We start from the raw sequence: 15,826 nt of genomic DNA, 5'->3' as shown, positions 1-15,826 counted from the left end.
CTGGTTATACTCCAATGAATGTAAGAAATTGGATCAGGCCATGTCAGAAGTCGCCCTCGCCACAGCCCCACTGACCGCCCCGCCGGTCATTCGGGCGCTGCTCGCCAAGCTCGCCATCCCCTACACGGAAGTCACCGAACAACCTGGCCTGAACCCTGCGCGAAAGGTCCAGGCGGTGTTGCTTGAGGATGCGGTTGGCGCACTCATGGTGCTGTTCCCCCAAAGCCAGTTGCTCGACCTCAACCGCCTCGCCGAACTCACGGGTCGCCGCCTCACGGCCGTAGCCCCTGAGCGCATCGAACGCATGCTCGGCAAGCATGACCTGAGCCTGCTGCCGGGCCTGCCGCCACTCACCAGTTCGCCGTGCCTGTATGAAGGCAGCCTGCTCAATGAGCCGAGCCTGCTGGTGCATTCGGGCGAAGCCGGGCTGTTGCTGGAAATGTCCAGCGACGCCTTCAAGAGCATGCTCACCAAGGCCAGCGCCGCGCAGTTCGGCGAACCGCTGAGCAATATCCGCCCGAACCTCGACCGCCCCAATGATGACCGCGAGGAAATCACCCAGGCGATGCAGGCGTTCACCGCTCGCCGTATCCAGCAACGCCTGGAAGCGACCATCGAGATTCCGCCGCTGGCCGACACGGCGCAGAAGATCATCAAGCTACGCGTCGACCCCAACGCCACCATCGATGACATCACCGGCGTGGTGGAAACCGACCCCGCCCTCGCCGCTCAGGTGGTGAGCTGGGCCGCGTCGCCCTACTACGCCTCGCCGGGCAAGATCCGCTCAGTGGAAGACGCAATCGTGCGTGTACTGGGCTTTGATCTAGTGATCAATCTCGCGCTGGGCCTGGCATTGGGCAAAACCCTGAGCCTGCCCAAGGACCGCCCGCATCAGTCCACGCCGTACTGGCACCAGTCGATCTACACCGCTGCCGTGATCGAAGGCCTGACCCGCGCCATGCCCCGCGCCCAGCGTCCGGAAGCCGGACTGACCTATTTGGCCGGCCTGCTGCACAACTTCGGTTACCTGCTGCTGGCCCACGTATTCCCGCCGCACTTCTCGCTGATCTGCCGGCACCTGGAGGTCAACCCACACCTGTGCCACAGCTACGTCGAACAGCACTTGCTGGGTATCAGCCGCGAGCAGATCGGTGCCTGGCTGATGCGCTACTGGGACATGCCGGACGAACTGTCCACTGCCCTGCGTTTTCAGCACGACCCGACCTATGACGGGCAATATGCGGAGTACCCGAACCTGGTGTGCCTGGCGGTACGCTTGCTGCGCAGCCGCGGGATCGGTTCCGGACCGGATGAGGCGATTCCCGACGTACTCCTTGAGCGGCTGGGGTTGAGCCGTGACAAGGCTGAGGAAGTCGTCGGCAAAGTGCTGGACGCCGAGGTCTTGTTGCGCGAGCTGGCGTCCCAGTTCAGCCAAGGGTAAATCGGCCGCCTGTCACACCGCATTCGCGAGCAAGCCCGCTCCCACATTAGTCCGAGTTCCAACTTTGGAATATGGTCGAATGTGGGAGCGGGCTTGCTCGCGAAGAACTCACCGCGGTCTACCTGAAAAACCCTACTTCTTTTTCTTCGGCTTCAAATACTTGGTCAACCCCTGGAACCAGATCACCAGCGCCGGGTTGCCCTTGATCTGGATCGACTTGTCCTGGATGCCCGTCATGAACGCCAGTTGCTTGTTCTTCGCCTGCATCGTGGCGAAGCCGTAGGCGGCATCCTTGAAGGCAATCGCAAAGGCAGGCTCAGGATGGACACCTGAACGGCTGGTAATGCGCTGGTCTTTGACAATGAAGTGACGGGCGACTTTGCCGTCGAGGGTCTGCAGCTGGAACGCCAGGTCTTTGTCACCCAGTTGCTGCTGGAAGGCGGGGTTGGTGCGGCTGGCTTTGCCCATCATCAGGCCAAGCACCCACAGGAGAAGACGAAATTTCATGCACACGGCCTCGGTGTATTTATTGGAGTGGCCGCAGCAGTGTAACGATTTGCAAACAGAACGCCACCGATCTCGCGCTTTAGACGCAGATCGGCGGGCGTTTAACGCTTATAGCAACAAGTGCTTAGACGTTAGGGCAAGGCACTGGCGCCCAGTCGACCAGGTTGGGGTTGGTGCAATTGAGCTTGAGCTGCGAATCACCAGCGTTGGCCACTTGCTTGCTTTCAGCCTGCTTGGCCTGGGCCGTCTGGAAGGTCTTCTCGGTGGTGACCGCTTCTTTCGGCACGGTTGGCAGCACCGGCTTTTTCGGTGGCTTGGTGCCCGCGCCTTTCTTCTTGGCCGCAGGCACAACAGGAGCCACATCGGCCTGGGCCACGGTGACCACGTCGGCACGCTGCACGCCGACTTGTTGCAGGTCTTTTTCGTAGGCCTGGGTGTAGTTGTTCAGGTCTTCGCTGGCTTTACCGTTGACCGCAACGATCAAGTCATTGGACTCCTTCAGGCCCGAAACGATTTCCGCCAGGCGCTTGCGGCCTTCGGTGTCGTTGACGGTCTTGGCCTTGCGATCAGCCACCAGCTTGGTGAACGCGCTCTGGTAGCACTGTTGCGACGCCTTGGCGTAGGCAGTGCTGCGGTCGATGTCGGAGGCGCTTTTGTTCACGTCAGCGGCATAGGAGGCGATGCGCTGGTTGTCATCGGCGATCTGCTTCTGACGCTCGGTGTAGTAACCCGTCGCGCCGCCGGCCAGGGCGCCACCCGCCGCACCGATGGCGGCATTACGGCCACGGTTTTCCTTGTCGCCGGTCAGGGCGCCCAGCAACGCGCCGCCGGCCGCACCGATAGCGGCACCGGTCACCACCGACTTGGTCATGTTCGAATCGGTGGCACGCAGGTGCTGTACCGGCTCGTAGCAGTTGGGGTAGTACTCGACCTTGGTGCTCGACGCGACCTTGGACGCAGGCGACGTGGCGCAGCCAGTCAACACGGTGCTGAAACCGGCTGCGATCAGCAGCAGGTGACGCTTGGAAACCGCCTTACGGGAAAAAAGCATAGGTGTGATCTCTGTTAAGTTTGACTTGCCCAGCACGGCCCACCGCCGCCTGAGTCCCTTCCAAGCTCGCTAGACAGCCAACGATCAAGACCGCTGACCGCTCGCTGCGAGCAATTCCTTCAAGATCGTTGCCGGGTCGGCCCGCTGTTGCTTGCGGTAGTTGCCGACATGACGAACGAACAGTGTCGCGCGCGTCACCAGGCTCTTGCCGAGCACTGGCTTGCGATCCAACTCTTCCTTGATCCGTTGAAACTGCGCCTGGATCACCGCATCGGTGTAGCGCGTGCCAGTGGCCAGGTTGTCGATATAGATCGCCACCGCGCCATCAAGGGCGCTGCGCCCATTGGTAATGGCGGTGGCGAACAACTGCGCGCTGGCTTCGTCCTTGCTGTCCACGGCCTGCTGGCGACTCTTCTGCAGGTTGGCCAGGCGGATGTTGTAGTTGCTGATGGTCTCGGCCACCAACGCCGCCGACTGGATCAGGTTGCCCGCCGCTTCTTCGCGCTGCTGGGCGATCAGCGAAACGTTGCGTTTGAGCTCTTCGTTGACCAGGCCCAGCTCGGCTTGCAGCTTGGGGTCGACGCTGGCGGCGATGATGCTGTCCAGGCGCTTGGTCGGGTCCTGGGCGTCGTCGATGGCGTCGGTCAGTGAGGCCAGGCGGCCTTCCTTCTGCCACTGGGCGAACAACTCCTTGTAGCGCGAGCGCGGCGCCGACAACGCGCCAATCGCCACGCGAAAGCCAGTGGTTTCGTTGCTTTGCTCGGTGCCATCGGCGGCAAACAGCGGGTATTCGCGGCGCATGCCGGTGAACAGCGTGCCCTCGCCTTCCAGGTAGTTGCCGCCCTTGACCACAAAGCCGCCGTAGGTGCCCTGGCGCCGGCCGGCGTGGACCAGTTGGAAGGATTCCTGGACCATTTCCGCCGCGTTGCCGATCACGTCGAACAGGCCGATGGGGTTGGGCAACTTGGTGCCGATAGGCATCAGCCGCGCCGCCTGGCCGGTGCCGCCGGCCACCTGGTTGAACACCGCGTAATCGGCCAGCGGGCCATCGCTTTCACTGCCCTCGGTGCGGCGCGGGTACAGACGGCCTTCCAGGTCCTGGCGACTCACCGCCTGGCCACCGCGTGCGGCGTACTCCCACTCCACTTCGGTGGGTAGGCGCACGAAGCCCAGGCCACCGTCTTCGGCCGACGAGCCGCGCCCGCTCACCGGCAGCAACTCGCGGTGGTATTTCATCAGCCAGGCGCTGTACACCGCCGAAAAACGCTCGGCTTCAAAGCGTGACAGTTTCACTTTAGGCAAACGCCCGGCCATGCCGGAAGGCGCGTCGCAGGCCGGTGCCGGTTCACCGCTGGCCAGGGACTGCGCCTGGGCCATCACCTGAGCGTATTGGCGGGCAGTCACTTCGTACTTGCCGATGAAGTACAGCATGGGCTTGAGCGGAGTCTTGGCGTCGGTCTTCGGCATCAGCGGCGCGATGACTTTATTCCAGTCTTTGGGCAAGTCCTTGAGGGTGAACTGGCCGTTGATGAAATCGCGACGGTAACCGGAAATAAACGATTGCTGGTAACCGGCTTCGCCTTCGGCAAAGGGGTAGCCAAGGCTGATTTCGCGGTCATCCAACGTGCCTTGGGCCAGCACATAGGCGTAGCGGAACACCATGTTGCCGTCGCAGGGCAGCGGCAGGCTGACGTCGTCCGGCAACGGCTTGGGGTTGTCGAGTTTGTCGTGCCTCTCTAATAAAGAGTCGTCGTCGGACCAGGCCAGCGAGGCCAGGCTCAGCGCCACACAGGCGCCCAATAACTTATACATCTCTGATTCCTTCAGAAGCCTGGATTCGCGCCACCCGCCAACCGCCACCGGCCGCCGCCACAATGCTGACGCCGAGCACAGCCACCAGGGCCAGGCCGTAGTGACGCGCCAACAGGTGGCTGGCGTATTCACCCGGCACCTGCATGAATAACTTATTCACAGCTGCCTCGGCCAGGCCATACAGCCCACCACTGAGCACGGCGGCAAAGCCCGCGCTGTACAGCGCCTGCAGCAGCACAAACAGCAACAGCGCGCCGGTGGAAAACCCCAGCAGGCGCAACACCGACAATTCCCGGCGCTTGCGCGCCACCGCCGCCAGGGTTGCGGCGAAGATCGCCGCAAACGCCCCTGCCAGGGCCAACCCGGCGATGATCCAGAACACAATCGACAGGTTGCGGCTCAACGACTGCACCTGGGCGATGGTGTTCGCCTGGGTCGACACCAGCAGATTCTGCCCGGCGAAAAACACCCGCAGCGGCTCTACATCGGTGAGGTTGCGCGCATACAAGCGAAACGCCGGGTACACCCGCTGTTCGCTGCTACCGACCTCACCCCCCGCCCAGCCCAACACCGGTACTGCGCGGCCATCGCGGTAATCTTCCGCGGCTTCCAACAGGCCAAGGTCGGCAAACAAGCCGTCACGGGCGAAGGCTGCCAACGGCAACACCGCCAGCACCTGCAACCGCGTGCGCTGGGCTTCGACCTGCCCGGCCACTTGCCGTGCAAAGCGGGTTTCCAGCCAGTCACCGGGCCTTGCCGCAAGCTTCTCGGCGGCGGTATGGCTCAGCACGATCTGGTCCAGGCCCCGTGGCATCGGCAAACCTGCCAACAACGGATCACCCGCTGCGGTCGGCAGCATTTCCACGGTCAACGCGCCCACCTGGGCCGTCGCGGCAATCTGGCGTGTACGCGGCAAGGCAAACGCCACATCGCTGCGCTGACCCAGTTGCTCGATAAACGCCGCGCTGAATCGACCACCGCCCAACGGGATAATTTCACGGGTGGAGGGGTCGGTCTCCAAGCGTTCGGTCAAACTGCTAACCAGTCCAAACTTCAGGCCAAATAACACCAGCAACGGCGCGATAGCCGATACCAGCGCCAGCACCGAACAGGCCGACAACCATCCGTCGTTGCGGTAATCCTGCCAGGCGAGCGATGTAACCAGGCCGATGCGCATCAGCACACCTCCCCGAGGGTCGCGGTGACGCCGCCGTCAGGGTCGCGCCGGCAACTGATGCGCCGTACCTGCAAGCCACTGGCGCGGGCCAGAGGTTCGTCATGGGTGGCGATCACACAGGCCGCACGGTGTTCGCGGGCCTGAGTCAGCAGCGCCTGCATCACCCGCTCGGCGTTGAGCGGGTCGAGGGATGCGGTCGGCTCATCCGCCAGTACCAGTTGCGGTGCATGGGCCAAGGCGCGGGCACAGCTCACACGCTGGCGCTGGCCCACCGACAACGCGGCCGGGCGCTTGGCCAACTGATCGCTGATCTGCAACTGCTCGGCCAGGCGCGCCACGCGGCCGTCGTCCTGCAAACCCAGCAGTTGCCGGGACAGGGCGATATTGCCGCGCACATCAAGGAACCCCAGCAAGCCACCGGTTTGCGGCACATAGCCCAGGTGCCGGCTGCGCAGCGCGGCCAGGGCGGACTGCCGGTCGGCACGCCACAGCGCGCCGATGTCCTGCTGGTTGAAGTCAAACTGCTCGACTTGATCGGGCGCCAATACCAGGGCCAGCACATCCAGCAAGGTGCTTTTGCCGCAACCGCTGGGGCCGACAATCGCCAGTTGCTCACCTGCGCCCAGCTGCAACGCCGGAATCACCAGGCTATAGCGCTGGCTACCGACGCCCCGGCTCTTGTGCACCGCGTTCAGGCTCAGCATTACGGCAACGTCGACAGTGGCACGCGATACAACGCATCGCCCGGTTCGGCATCGCCGAAACGGACCCAGTTGGCCACGTCGTTATGGAAGGTTTCATACAGGCGGATTTTCGAATCCAGCTCGTCGATAAAGTCCTCCTGCTCGGCCACGCTCAACGACAGCCACAAATCCTGGGTCATGTTCAGCGACTTGCTGCGGTACGGCAGGCCCTCCAGGTATTCGCCGAGCAAGCCGCCGTCGGCCAGGTTGCCGCCCTTGCGCAGGGCTTGCGGGTCACGGCTCATATAGGCCGAGGCGCTGGCGATTTCCTGGAAGAAATCCTTGGGTGAGCTTTGGGTCTTGCGCGCCGCATCCACGATCAACTTCAGCGACTGCTGCAAGTCGTTGAGTTGCAGCTTGGTCAGCATCACGCACACCTGAAACGCCGGCAGCGCCGGGTTGGTGAGGTCGCGGTCGGCGGTCCAGGCGCTGACCAATTGCGGTGCCTGGCTGGCGGTTTTGCGCCCGAGGAAGTCCATGTGCATCGCATAGCCGACCGCTGCGGATTTGTCCGCCAGGCTGGGCGCCGAACTGAGCAGCGGCACCGGTTGCGGCGTGTTACTGCGCACCTGATGCACCAGGTTGGCGAACACCGTGCCGATCTCATCGACGCGCTCGCCCAGCTTGCGTACATCACCACCCGGCACCGGCGTGTACAGGTCGCCGATCTGCGGGTTGGCGTCGGCGGTGAGGATGCGGTATTGGCTCTCGGCACCGGCATGGGTTTTCTTGCCGGCGTCGGTGCGCAGGTGCAGTGCGTAGATCTTGATCTGCTTGCCCAGCGCGGCCTGGCGCACTTCGGCTTCGTTCATCTGGGTGGCGGCAAACGGGTCGTTCTTGCGCAGCGCGCCCGCGTCGGTGACCAGCAAGATGATGCGGCCACCGTAGCCAGACCAATCCATGCCATCCACCGCCTGCATCACCCCGGCAAATGCGTCTTCGTTGAAAGAGTGGCTGGACACCGTGGAGGCTTTGACCTGGCGCGCCATATCGAGAAAGCGTTGCGGGTCACGACCTTGGTCGAGGCTGATCAGGGTCTTGGCGACGTACTCCAGGCCCGGGGTTTTCTTGATGCTGCTGCGAAAACCCACCAGGCCGAAGCTGACGCTGTCCAGCTCGCCGCGTTCGGCAATTCGGGTTTGCAGTTCGTGGACCACATCGCGCACTTGGTCGATATAGGGCTGCATCGACACAGTGGTGTCGACCACTAGCACCACGGCAGTGCGGAAAGCGTCGGCGTTGGCGCTGATCACCGGCGTGGCTGGTTTGGCCACCGCGCTGCTGCCCGGGTCGATGGAGGCGATGTTGAGCAACTGCACCGGTTGGCCGTTTTCGTCGAAGCTCTCTTTGGAATCGAAGATTGGCAGCAGGTAGAACTGGTTCTGCGGCACTGCGCTGGCAGTCGGCTCCAGGGCCAGCACTTGCTGGTTGTCATCACGGTTGTTCTGCGCCTTGGCCAACACGCTTTTCGCGGCGGCGGGATCGGCCAGCAGCTTTTCCACTTCGGCCGATTGGCGCAGGAACATCACCGGCGCCCGACCCGAGCGCTCGGTGAACTTGAGCACCAGGCTTTGTTTCCAGTCGCTGACCTGAGAAGCCGGCAGCCAACCGTCGCTGCGACCATCGGTGGCAGCGCCAACGCGCACCCACGAGCTGCCATCGACATCCTTGCGCTGGTACACGTAGAGCACGGAAAACGCCGGCAGCGCTTTGCCAGGCGCAGTGCCCGCGTCCGTTGAAAGCTTGGCGCCGGGCTTACTGAGTACGCGCTGGAACAGGGTCTTCTTGCCCGCCATCAGCAAGGGTCGCTGGCCGCCGTCCACTTCAGCGACGCCCACAGGTGGCGTCACCTTCGGCACTACGGCAGCCGGTGGCTGGGCCGGTGCATCGCTGACGCTCAACCACCAGTAACTGGCGCCACCAATGGCCAAGGCCACCGCGACCGCCACAGCGGCCAATGCCAACACCGGCCCACGGCGCTGCTCGGACGGGGCATTGTGCTGCGTCGGCGTGACTACCGGCTGTCGCACTACCGGCTGCGGCTGCGGTTTATCGGTCGGGATGTCGATGGTGACAGGCGTCATGCCCGCCAGGTCAAAGCTCAGCGGAATAGGCAGCGGTCGTACCAGCGTGGCGTCCGATTCATCCTTCGGCAACTGGTCCAACGCCACCAGCAACGCCGCCGCATCCGGGAAGCGTTCCGCCGGGTCCTTGGCCAGCAACTTGCGCAGCACGCCCTGATAACGCCCGTGGTGCACCGGCAGTTCCGGCAACGGCTCGGTCAGGTGCGCCAACGCAGTGGAGAGCGCATCAGTGCCGCTATAGGGCAGCTTGCCGACAAGGATTTCGTACAGCACCACACCTAGCGCGTAGAGGTCTGCGCGCCCGTCGATCTCCTGGCCCCGCGCCTGCTCCGGGCTCATGTAGCTCGGCGTGCCCACGGCAAACCCGGCCTGGGTGAATTGGGTGCGGTCGTCCAGCGACTTGGCGATACCAAAGTCCGAGAGCACCGCCGTGCCATCGGCGCGGAACAGAATGTTTGCCGGCTTGACGTCGCGGTGCACCAACCCTTGGGCATGGGCATAGCCCAGAGCCGAGGCAATCTGGCGGATCAGCGCCACGCCCTGCTCCGGCGTCAGGCCGGCGGCAATACGTTCCTTGAGCGTGCCATTGGGCAGGTATTCCATGGCCATGTAATACAGCTCACCGACGTTGCCGATGTCATGGATGGTCACCGTGTGCGGGTGCGACAAGCGCGCCAGGGTCTTGCCCTCGCGCAGGAAGCGTTCGCAGAATGTCGGGTCGGCCGCCAGCGCCGCCGCCATCACTTTCAATGCCACCTTGCGCTCCAGCGAGCGCTGGGTCGCCAGGTACACGCTGGCCATGGCGCCTTCGCCAATCTCGCCTTCGATGTCATAACCCGGGATGACAATGTTCATGACGAGACCTTCACGACGAGGGTGGTGATATTGTCCGGTGCACCGCGATTGAGCCCCAGGTGCACGAGGCTGCGCACGATTTCATCCGGCGCGTCATGGCTGAGCACTTCACGGATTTCATGGTCTTCGACGGTCTTGTTCAGGCCATCGCTGCACAACAGGTAGCTGTCGCCGGGTGCGATCAATAGATCCACCGACGCAACTTCCAGCTGGGCTTCCACGCCAACAGCGCGGGTAACGATATTGGCGCGCGGGTGTGTGCGGGCATCCGCTTCACTGAGCAGGCCGCTGTCTTGCAGGTCTTGCACGTAGCTATGGTCGCGGGAAATGCTGTCCAATACACCGTCGCGCAGGCGATACAAGCGACTGTCACCGGCCCACAGGCACACACCGCGCAAGCCGCGAGCGGCGAACACCACCACGGTGCTGCCCATCATGGTCACGCCACGGTGGGCGGTTTCTTCGCGTACGGCCGCGTTGACGCGCAGCAGGTCGTTACGCAGCGCCGCCGAGTATTCGTCGAGGGAGCGGCCCAGCGGCACGTTGCGCAGGCTGTCGACGATCAAGCTGCTGACATAGTCCCCCGCCGCGTGCCCGCCCATGCCATCGGCCACCACCCACAGGCGGTTTTCCGGCAGGTCCAGGCAGGCGTCTTCATTGACCTGGCGAACCATGCCCACATGGCTTTTGCTCGCGGATTTGTACGTCGCCCCCATCTACACCACACCTTCTTGTCCGAGCAAAAACTGCGCAAAATCGTCGGCGGCAGGCAAACCCTGACACCGTAATAAACCAGGGGAAATACGCTGCGAACCCCGGCCCCACCACAAACTCGCGCCCTCGCAAGCCTGTTCGGCCAGTGCGGTCATACGCTGATGGGGCACGGTGGCGGATACGCGTTGCAGGCCGGCGAAACGGCTGTCCACCGCACGCGGCACAGTCGCTGGCAAACCCAGGTTGTCGAGGCCTGCGTTGAAGCTTTCGAAGGTGGCGCCGGTATCCAGGGTGCTGAGCAATAGCTCTTCGGCCTGCTCGAACCAAGTGTCCGGCCCGCCCACCAAGGAGGCGGGATTGGTGTCGTGATCCAGCAAGCTGACCACCGCCAACGGAAAATACCGACCGACCCGGTCAATGCTCGGCATCACCACACCCGCCGCCGCGTCTGGCCCGCATACGCCCGGCGCCAGTACAAAGCGCCACAACGGGCTGACCAGGTACACGTTGAGCCAGTCACCGCCCAGGCTGTTCTGGCTGGCGAGCAAACCCGCCGCCAGCCAGCTGTCCCACGGGCCGATAAAGCTCTGGGGCAAGGCGCGGCTGACAAAGTCGCCGCGGCTGGCCAACTTGCCGTAGAAGCCCAGGGTCGTCATAGCCGCTCCGGCAGGCTGAAGCCGCTGAGCACACGGCTCTTGAACGGGTTGAAGGCACTGTTGGCGCGCAACTCGTAGGCGATGCTGGCGCCGTCGACCCGCAGGCGCAGGTTGAAGCGGTCCGGCGAGTTGCCGGCGGTGAGGTCCGATTGCTCCAGCAGGCGGAACCAGGCCCACGGGCCATCCAAAGTGATACCGGAGCGACCACTGGCCGACGGCGGCATGATGGAAATACGCACCACGCCAATGCTGCCGGGGTTCGGCCATTGCATCGCTACCGGGCGGCTCGGGCCGTGGTCGTAGCTCAATTGCTGGCCGTCGAGGTCGAGCAGGAACTGAGTGATGGTCGGGTCCATCGACACCGGCTTGAGCTCGAAACGCACAATGGGCTGGGTGCCACCGGATCTAAAGAACGCATCCCGAATCGTCGCTGCACGCTGGAAGGTTTGCAGCACGCCCGGGGCAATCCCAAGCTTCTGCGCCGCGCCCGGCTGCCAGCGCCAAGTCTGTGCCGACGTGTCTACATAGGGCTGCAGGTATTTGCGGAAGTAGTTGTCCATCACCCCGCCCACACCGAAGAACTGGCCAAAGTCATCCAGGGTCGCGTCCCGCGCACTGCCCGGCGACATCGGGTAACGACCGGCCAACGACTGGCGATACACGTTGACCACTTCACTGACCCAGGCCGCATTCAGTTGGTTACGCACCCCACCCATCATGCTGTTGGTGGTGGAGTTGACCACCGACTTGACCATGCCTTGCACCAGCGGCGGCTGGCGCTCGGCATTCAGGCTAACCCGCGTGGCCGCAGCCGACGCCTGGTTCTTGGCCTCACCTAGCAGCGCATCGCCGCTGGCGCCGACCATGGCACTGACCTGCACATACAGCGCATTCATGTCCGACAGCAGGCCGTCGATGGCCGCCGGTTCGCCTTCGTTTTTACTGACGATGCTGTTGAGTTCGGCAAAGTGCGCGGTCACTGGATCATCCGCCGCCACCGGGGCATTCGCCGTCGGTTGCTCCTCGCCGAGCAAGCTTCCCAGGCGCTCCTTGAGCTTGTCGACGCCGCCTTCCACCGGCACACCTTTGGCGGCCAATTGGCGCTCTTCGGCTTGCAGATCGGTTTCCTTGGCGACCGCCACCAGCAACTTCTTCAAGGGCGAGGTCGGGCCGGAGATCACCCGCAGTACATCAGCGGCCTGGGCCACACTGGTAATCGGCACGAAGTCGATATCGGCGAGCAGCGCATCCCACTGGCGCTGATAATCCTGGAAATACAGACGGCGCACATCCGCAGCCAGGCTCACCACATTCTGCTGATCGGCCTGTTCGTGGCCCAGCACCCATTGTTCTTCAGCCAGCGTGCCGGTCTGGTTCAGGCTGCTCAGCAGGAACGCCTGGCGATAGCCCTTGGCGGTGAAGAAACCACTTAATGGCTCGCCCAATGGCTTGCCGCTTTTGCGGCTGAACACCAGCGCGGCGTCACGGCCAGCGGCTTCGTTGAGGCGAAAGTCCGGGACGCCCTCGGGCAGCTTCTGGCGTTTGACCCGGTCATACACGCGCTGGGCCACCGGCAGTTGCTGCAACTGACGACGCAAGTCATCGATCAGGCGTGGGTCCAGGCGGGCGCTCGGCGGGTGCCGCTCGAACAGCGCCTGCAAGTGCCCGGCCAGTGCCTGGCGTTGGTCGGCCGGCAGGTCACGGGGCAGGTTGCGGTCCCAGTCCAAGGCGATCCAGGCCTTGATAAAGTCCGGGTCGTAATGCTCGCTGTCGGCGAGCATCAGGTAAGCCTTGAGACCCTCGTAGAGGAAGTCGGAGTTACCGCCGCCGTGCAGTTGTTCTTCGATGCGCGTCACCAGGCGTGGCGCGAAGACGGCGATCAACAGCTTGCGGTAGACGCTGGCAGACTCGGCTTCGAGCATATCGCCTTGATACAGCCCCAACCCTTCGGACCAACTGGGTGAATCCCCCGCGAGGTTCTTCACCGCGTTGAGCAACGGCAGCACGGCGAGCACTTCGCGCTGGGCCGGGCTCAGGTTCTGCACGGTCTGGCCCAGGGGCGCGACCTTCTGGTCGACCTGGGCGATATAGGCCTGGTTGGCGCGATAACTCACCCACCACAAGCTGCTGACCACCACCACCAACGCGACGGTGGCAGCCAGTACGCCACGGGCGATCCACTTGCGGCGCCGTTCGACTTTCGGGTTCACCCCCACCAAGCCACGCTCGGCAAAGGCCACGGCGGTGAAGAGTTTCTCGATGAAGTAACTGCGCCCGGTGCCGCTCTGGCGCGCCAGGTGCTGGCGGTCCAGGTTCATGCTCTGGGCCATGGCGCCGATCAGGCGGTCAATCGGGCTGCCTTCCTGGGTACCGCTGGTGAAATACACGCCGCGCAACAACACGCGTTCTTCAAAGGCATTGGGTTTGAATACGCCTTCGAGGAAGCTTTGCAGGCAGTCCTTCAATGCGCCGAACTGCTGTGGGAAGCCGTAGATGAGGTCGCGCCGCGCCGGGTCGCGTTCCTGTTGCAGGCGCTCCACCAAGCGCTCGTTGAGGCGCTGTTCCAGCCCGGCGAATTCGCTTTGCAGATGCGCCAGCGGGCTTTCGCTGTGCTTGCCGTCGTCCAGGGCGAAGGTCATGCCCCACACCTGGGCGCGTTCTTCCTTGCTCAGGTTGTCGAAGAACTCCATGAAGCCCGGCACCAGGTCGAGCTTGGTGAGCATCAGGTAGATAGGGAAACGCACGCCCAGTTGGGTGTACAGCTCCTGGATCCGCAGGCGAATCGCGGCGGCATGGGCCGCGCGTTCGGCGTCTGTGCCGAGCAGCAAATCCGAGAGGCTGATGGCGATAAACGCGCCATCGATGGGGCGACGCGAACGCTGCTTTTTCAGCAGGTCGAGAAAGCCCAGCCACGCAGCTTTATCCACCGTGGAGTTGCTGTCCTGGGTGGTGTAGCGGCCAGCGGTGTCGAGCAACACCGCTTGATCGGTAAACCACCAGTCGCAATTGCGCGTACCACCGACACCTCGCACCGCACCGGCGCCCAACTGCGCCGCCAGCGGGAAATGCAGCCCGGAATTGACCAATGCCGTGGTCTTGCCCGAACCCGGTGGGCCGATGATCACGTACCACGGCAGTTCGTAGAGGTTGCGCCGCTCATCGCCGCCCAGCTTGGCTTTTTTCAGCAGCGTCAGGGCTTCGTCCATGCGCTGGCGCAGGGTCGACAACTCTTCGGCGGTGGCAACACTGTTGGGATCGGCCGGGGTTTCGGCCGCCAGGCTGCGCATCACTTCGGCGGCCTGGCGGCGGGCCTGGATGATGCGGAACACGCGGTAAGCGAGCCACAGCGCAAACATCAGGACGATCAGTGCCCAGCGTCGCCCTTCGGGTACCAGTACATCGAGCAACGGCCCGACAAACCAGATGATCAGACTCAGGGCAATCAAGCCCAGCACGGGGATCACCCAGCGAATCATGAAACTGAAAAACGCCTTCACTCGACGCCCTCCGCCAATACGGTGATTTCAACCCGACGATTGCGGGCACGGCCTTCGGCAGTACTGTTGGTCGCCAACGGCTCGGTATCGCTGCGGCCTTCGGCGCTGAAACGATCGCCTTGGCCAGTCTTGGCCGCGAGCATCTCCAGCACCGACTTGGCACGGGCTTCGGACAGCGCCCAGTTCGACGGGAAGCGCAGTGTGGCAATCGGGCGGTTGTCGCTGTGCCCGGTCACGCGCACCTGGCCCTTGACCTTGCGAATGGCATCGGCGATGCGCAGCATCAGCGGCTGGTAGTCATCGACGATGCTGGAGCTGGCCGAAGCAAACAGTTCGTCGCCACGAATGGTCACCACCGAGCGGTCAACCTTGTCTTCCACGGCCACGCGACCGGCCTTGATGTCTTCGGCCAGGAAGCCGGCCAGACGCGGCCGCTCAATCACTTTCGGTTGCGCCACCGGACGGTCGATCGCCTGCACCGGGATCTCGCCCAGGGCATGGATATTCTTGAACACCGGCTCGGCGTCCGAGGCCAGCTTCATGCGTAGGCCGAACAGCAACGCCAGCAGCAGCGCCAGGCCAATCGCCACGGCGATCCACGGCGGCATGAATTGCGCCAAGCGATCACGGGCCACAGTCACGCCACGCCAGTGCGGCGACAGCTCACGCTCGTGGTCACCACGGGCACTGCGAATGGCCGCGGCGGTACGCTCGCGCAAGGCTTCCAACTGGCTACGCCCGTCAGTCATCACGCGGTAGCGGCCTTCAAAACCCAGGCACATGCACAGGTACAGCAGCTCCAGCAGATACAGGCGCTCCCGTGGGCTTTGCAGGCAGTGGTCGAGCAACTGGAAGACCTTTTCACCGCCCCAGGCTTCGTTGTGCACGGTGATCAGCAGGCTTTGTTTACCCCAGTCACTGGTGCTGCCCCAAGGCGTGCTCAACACCGCTTCATCCAGGGCGGTGCACAGCGCGTAACGGGCCAGCAGCACTTCGTTGCGCGCCACACCGGCCGCTTCGGCGCGTTCTTCGAACTGGCGCAGATAGGCCAACAACTGCGCACGCAGGCTGGCCGGTGCCGGGTGGGCGATGGTGTTGCGCAGCCGCGTCAGCAACGCCAGTAAAGGGCCGGCGGCGCTTTCCAGCGGGTTCAGGCCGTGGCTTTTGCCGGTGAGGATCGGCGCAGCCGGCATCGACAGCGGCGTCGGCTCTGCGCGTGCAGGTTCCGGCGCTCGGCCACCCGGGCGCGGCATGAACTGGGTGCGGTCATCGTCATTGGGATGCATCGC

General features: G+C 63.7%; 11 protein-coding genes. 1 reads left to right on the top strand and 10 read right to left on the bottom strand.

Annotation, left to right across the window (positions count from 1 at the left end; translation table 11 throughout):
• Window positions 1-40: 40 nt before the first annotated feature.
• A complete protein-coding gene (locus tag FRT59_RS11700) occupies window positions 41-1,441 on the top strand; it encodes an aminoacyl-tRNA deacylase and HDOD domain-containing protein (protein WP_034116428.1) in 1,401 nt (466 codons plus the stop codon).
• A 132-nt stretch (window positions 1,442-1,573) separates the two neighbouring features.
• Here the strand turns inward: FRT59_RS11700 and FRT59_RS11695 are convergent, their stop codons facing one another.
• The 10 genes from FRT59_RS11695 to FRT59_RS11650 all read right to left on the bottom strand — a co-directional run bounded on the left by FRT59_RS11695 (window position 1,574) and on the right by FRT59_RS11650 (window position 15,823).
• On the bottom strand, window positions 1,574-1,948 hold the full coding sequence (locus FRT59_RS11695; RefSeq protein WP_032803751.1) for a hypothetical protein: 375 nt from the start codon (window positions 1,946-1,948) through the stop codon (window positions 1,574-1,576).
• Window positions 1,949-2,072: 124 nt separating this feature from the next.
• Window positions 2,073-2,999, bottom strand: coding sequence for a type VI secretion system-associated lipoprotein TagQ (tagQ, locus tag FRT59_RS11690; RefSeq protein WP_034116429.1), 927 nt, complete (start codon window positions 2,997-2,999; stop codon window positions 2,073-2,075).
• Window positions 3,000-3,083: 84 nt separating this feature from the next.
• Window positions 3,084-4,811: a formylglycine-generating enzyme family protein gene (locus tag FRT59_RS11685; RefSeq protein ID WP_153871283.1), complete on the bottom strand. Its 1,728-nt coding sequence runs from the start codon at window positions 4,809-4,811 to the stop codon at window positions 3,084-3,086.
• Complete coding sequence (locus FRT59_RS11680; RefSeq protein ID WP_153871282.1) at window positions 4,804-5,988, bottom strand: FtsX-like permease family protein; 1,185 nt, start codon at window positions 5,986-5,988, stop codon at window positions 4,804-4,806. The genes FRT59_RS11685 and FRT59_RS11680 overlap by 8 nt, the downstream gene beginning before the upstream one ends.
• Entirely contained in the window at window positions 5,988-6,692 is a 705-nt protein-coding gene (locus tag FRT59_RS11675) for an ABC transporter ATP-binding protein (RefSeq protein ID WP_153837349.1), read from the bottom strand. The genes FRT59_RS11680 and FRT59_RS11675 overlap by 1 nt, the downstream gene beginning before the upstream one ends.
• Window positions 6,692-9,670, bottom strand: a complete 2,979-nt coding sequence (locus FRT59_RS11670; protein WP_153871281.1) for a serine/threonine-protein kinase — start codon at window positions 9,668-9,670, stop codon at window positions 6,692-6,694. Before FRT59_RS11670 ends, FRT59_RS11675 begins: the two co-directional genes overlap by 1 nt.
• Window positions 9,667-10,386 (bottom strand): PP2C family protein-serine/threonine phosphatase, encoded by a 720-nt coding sequence (locus tag FRT59_RS11665; RefSeq protein WP_034116434.1) that lies wholly within the window; start codon window positions 10,384-10,386, stop codon window positions 9,667-9,669. The genes FRT59_RS11670 and FRT59_RS11665 overlap by 4 nt, the downstream gene beginning before the upstream one ends.
• Complete coding sequence (tagF, locus tag FRT59_RS11660; RefSeq protein WP_153871280.1) at window positions 10,387-11,040, bottom strand: type VI secretion system-associated protein TagF; 654 nt, start codon at window positions 11,038-11,040, stop codon at window positions 10,387-10,389. It lies immediately after the preceding gene.
• Window positions 11,037-14,537 (bottom strand): type VI secretion system membrane subunit TssM, encoded by a 3,501-nt coding sequence (gene tssM / locus FRT59_RS11655; protein ID WP_198809675.1) that lies wholly within the window; start codon window positions 14,535-14,537, stop codon window positions 11,037-11,039. The genes tagF and tssM overlap by 4 nt, the downstream gene beginning before the upstream one ends.
• Window positions 14,534-15,823, bottom strand: a complete 1,290-nt coding sequence (locus FRT59_RS11650) for a DotU family type VI secretion system protein (RefSeq protein WP_034116437.1) — start codon at window positions 15,821-15,823, stop codon at window positions 14,534-14,536. Before FRT59_RS11650 ends, tssM begins: the two co-directional genes overlap by 4 nt.
• Between the last annotated feature and the right edge of the window lie 3 nt (window positions 15,824-15,826).

Source organism: Pseudomonas haemolytica (genome assembly GCF_009659625.1).
GTDB classification, from domain to species: Bacteria; Pseudomonadota; Gammaproteobacteria; order Pseudomonadales; family Pseudomonadaceae; genus Aquipseudomonas; species Aquipseudomonas haemolytica.
This window is presented reverse-complemented; position numbering and strand designations above follow the sequence as displayed.

Excerpts from the sequence above, each read along its gene's own strand:
- FRT59_RS11700 (WP_034116428.1), top strand. The coding sequence starts at position 41 with ATGTCAGAAGTCGCCCTCGCCACAGCCCCACTGACCGCCCCGCCGGTC.
- FRT59_RS11695 (WP_032803751.1), bottom strand. The coding sequence starts at position 1,948 with ATGAAATTTCGTCTTCTCCTGTGGGTGCTTGGCCTGATGATGGGCAAA.
- tagQ (WP_034116429.1), bottom strand. The coding sequence starts at position 2,999 with ATGCTTTTTTCCCGTAAGGCGGTTTCCAAGCGTCACCTGCTGCTGATC.
- FRT59_RS11685 (WP_153871283.1), bottom strand. The coding sequence starts at position 4,811 with ATGTATAAGTTATTGGGCGCCTGTGTGGCGCTGAGCCTGGCCTCGCTG.
- FRT59_RS11680 (WP_153871282.1), bottom strand. The coding sequence starts at position 5,988 with ATGCGCATCGGCCTGGTTACATCGCTCGCCTGGCAGGATTACCGCAAC.
- FRT59_RS11675 (WP_153837349.1), bottom strand. The coding sequence starts at position 6,692 with ATGCTGAGCCTGAACGCGGTGCACAAGAGCCGGGGCGTCGGTAGCCAG.
- FRT59_RS11670 (WP_153871281.1), bottom strand. The coding sequence starts at position 9,670 with ATGAACATTGTCATCCCGGGTTATGACATCGAAGGCGAGATTGGCGAA.
- FRT59_RS11665 (WP_034116434.1), bottom strand. The coding sequence starts at position 10,386 with ATGGGGGCGACGTACAAATCCGCGAGCAAAAGCCATGTGGGCATGGTT.
- tagF (WP_153871280.1), bottom strand. The coding sequence starts at position 11,040 with ATGACGACCCTGGGCTTCTACGGCAAGTTGGCCAGCCGCGGCGACTTT.
- FRT59_RS11650 (WP_034116437.1), bottom strand. The coding sequence starts at position 15,823 with ATGCATCCCAATGACGATGACCGCACCCAGTTCATGCCGCGCCCGGGT.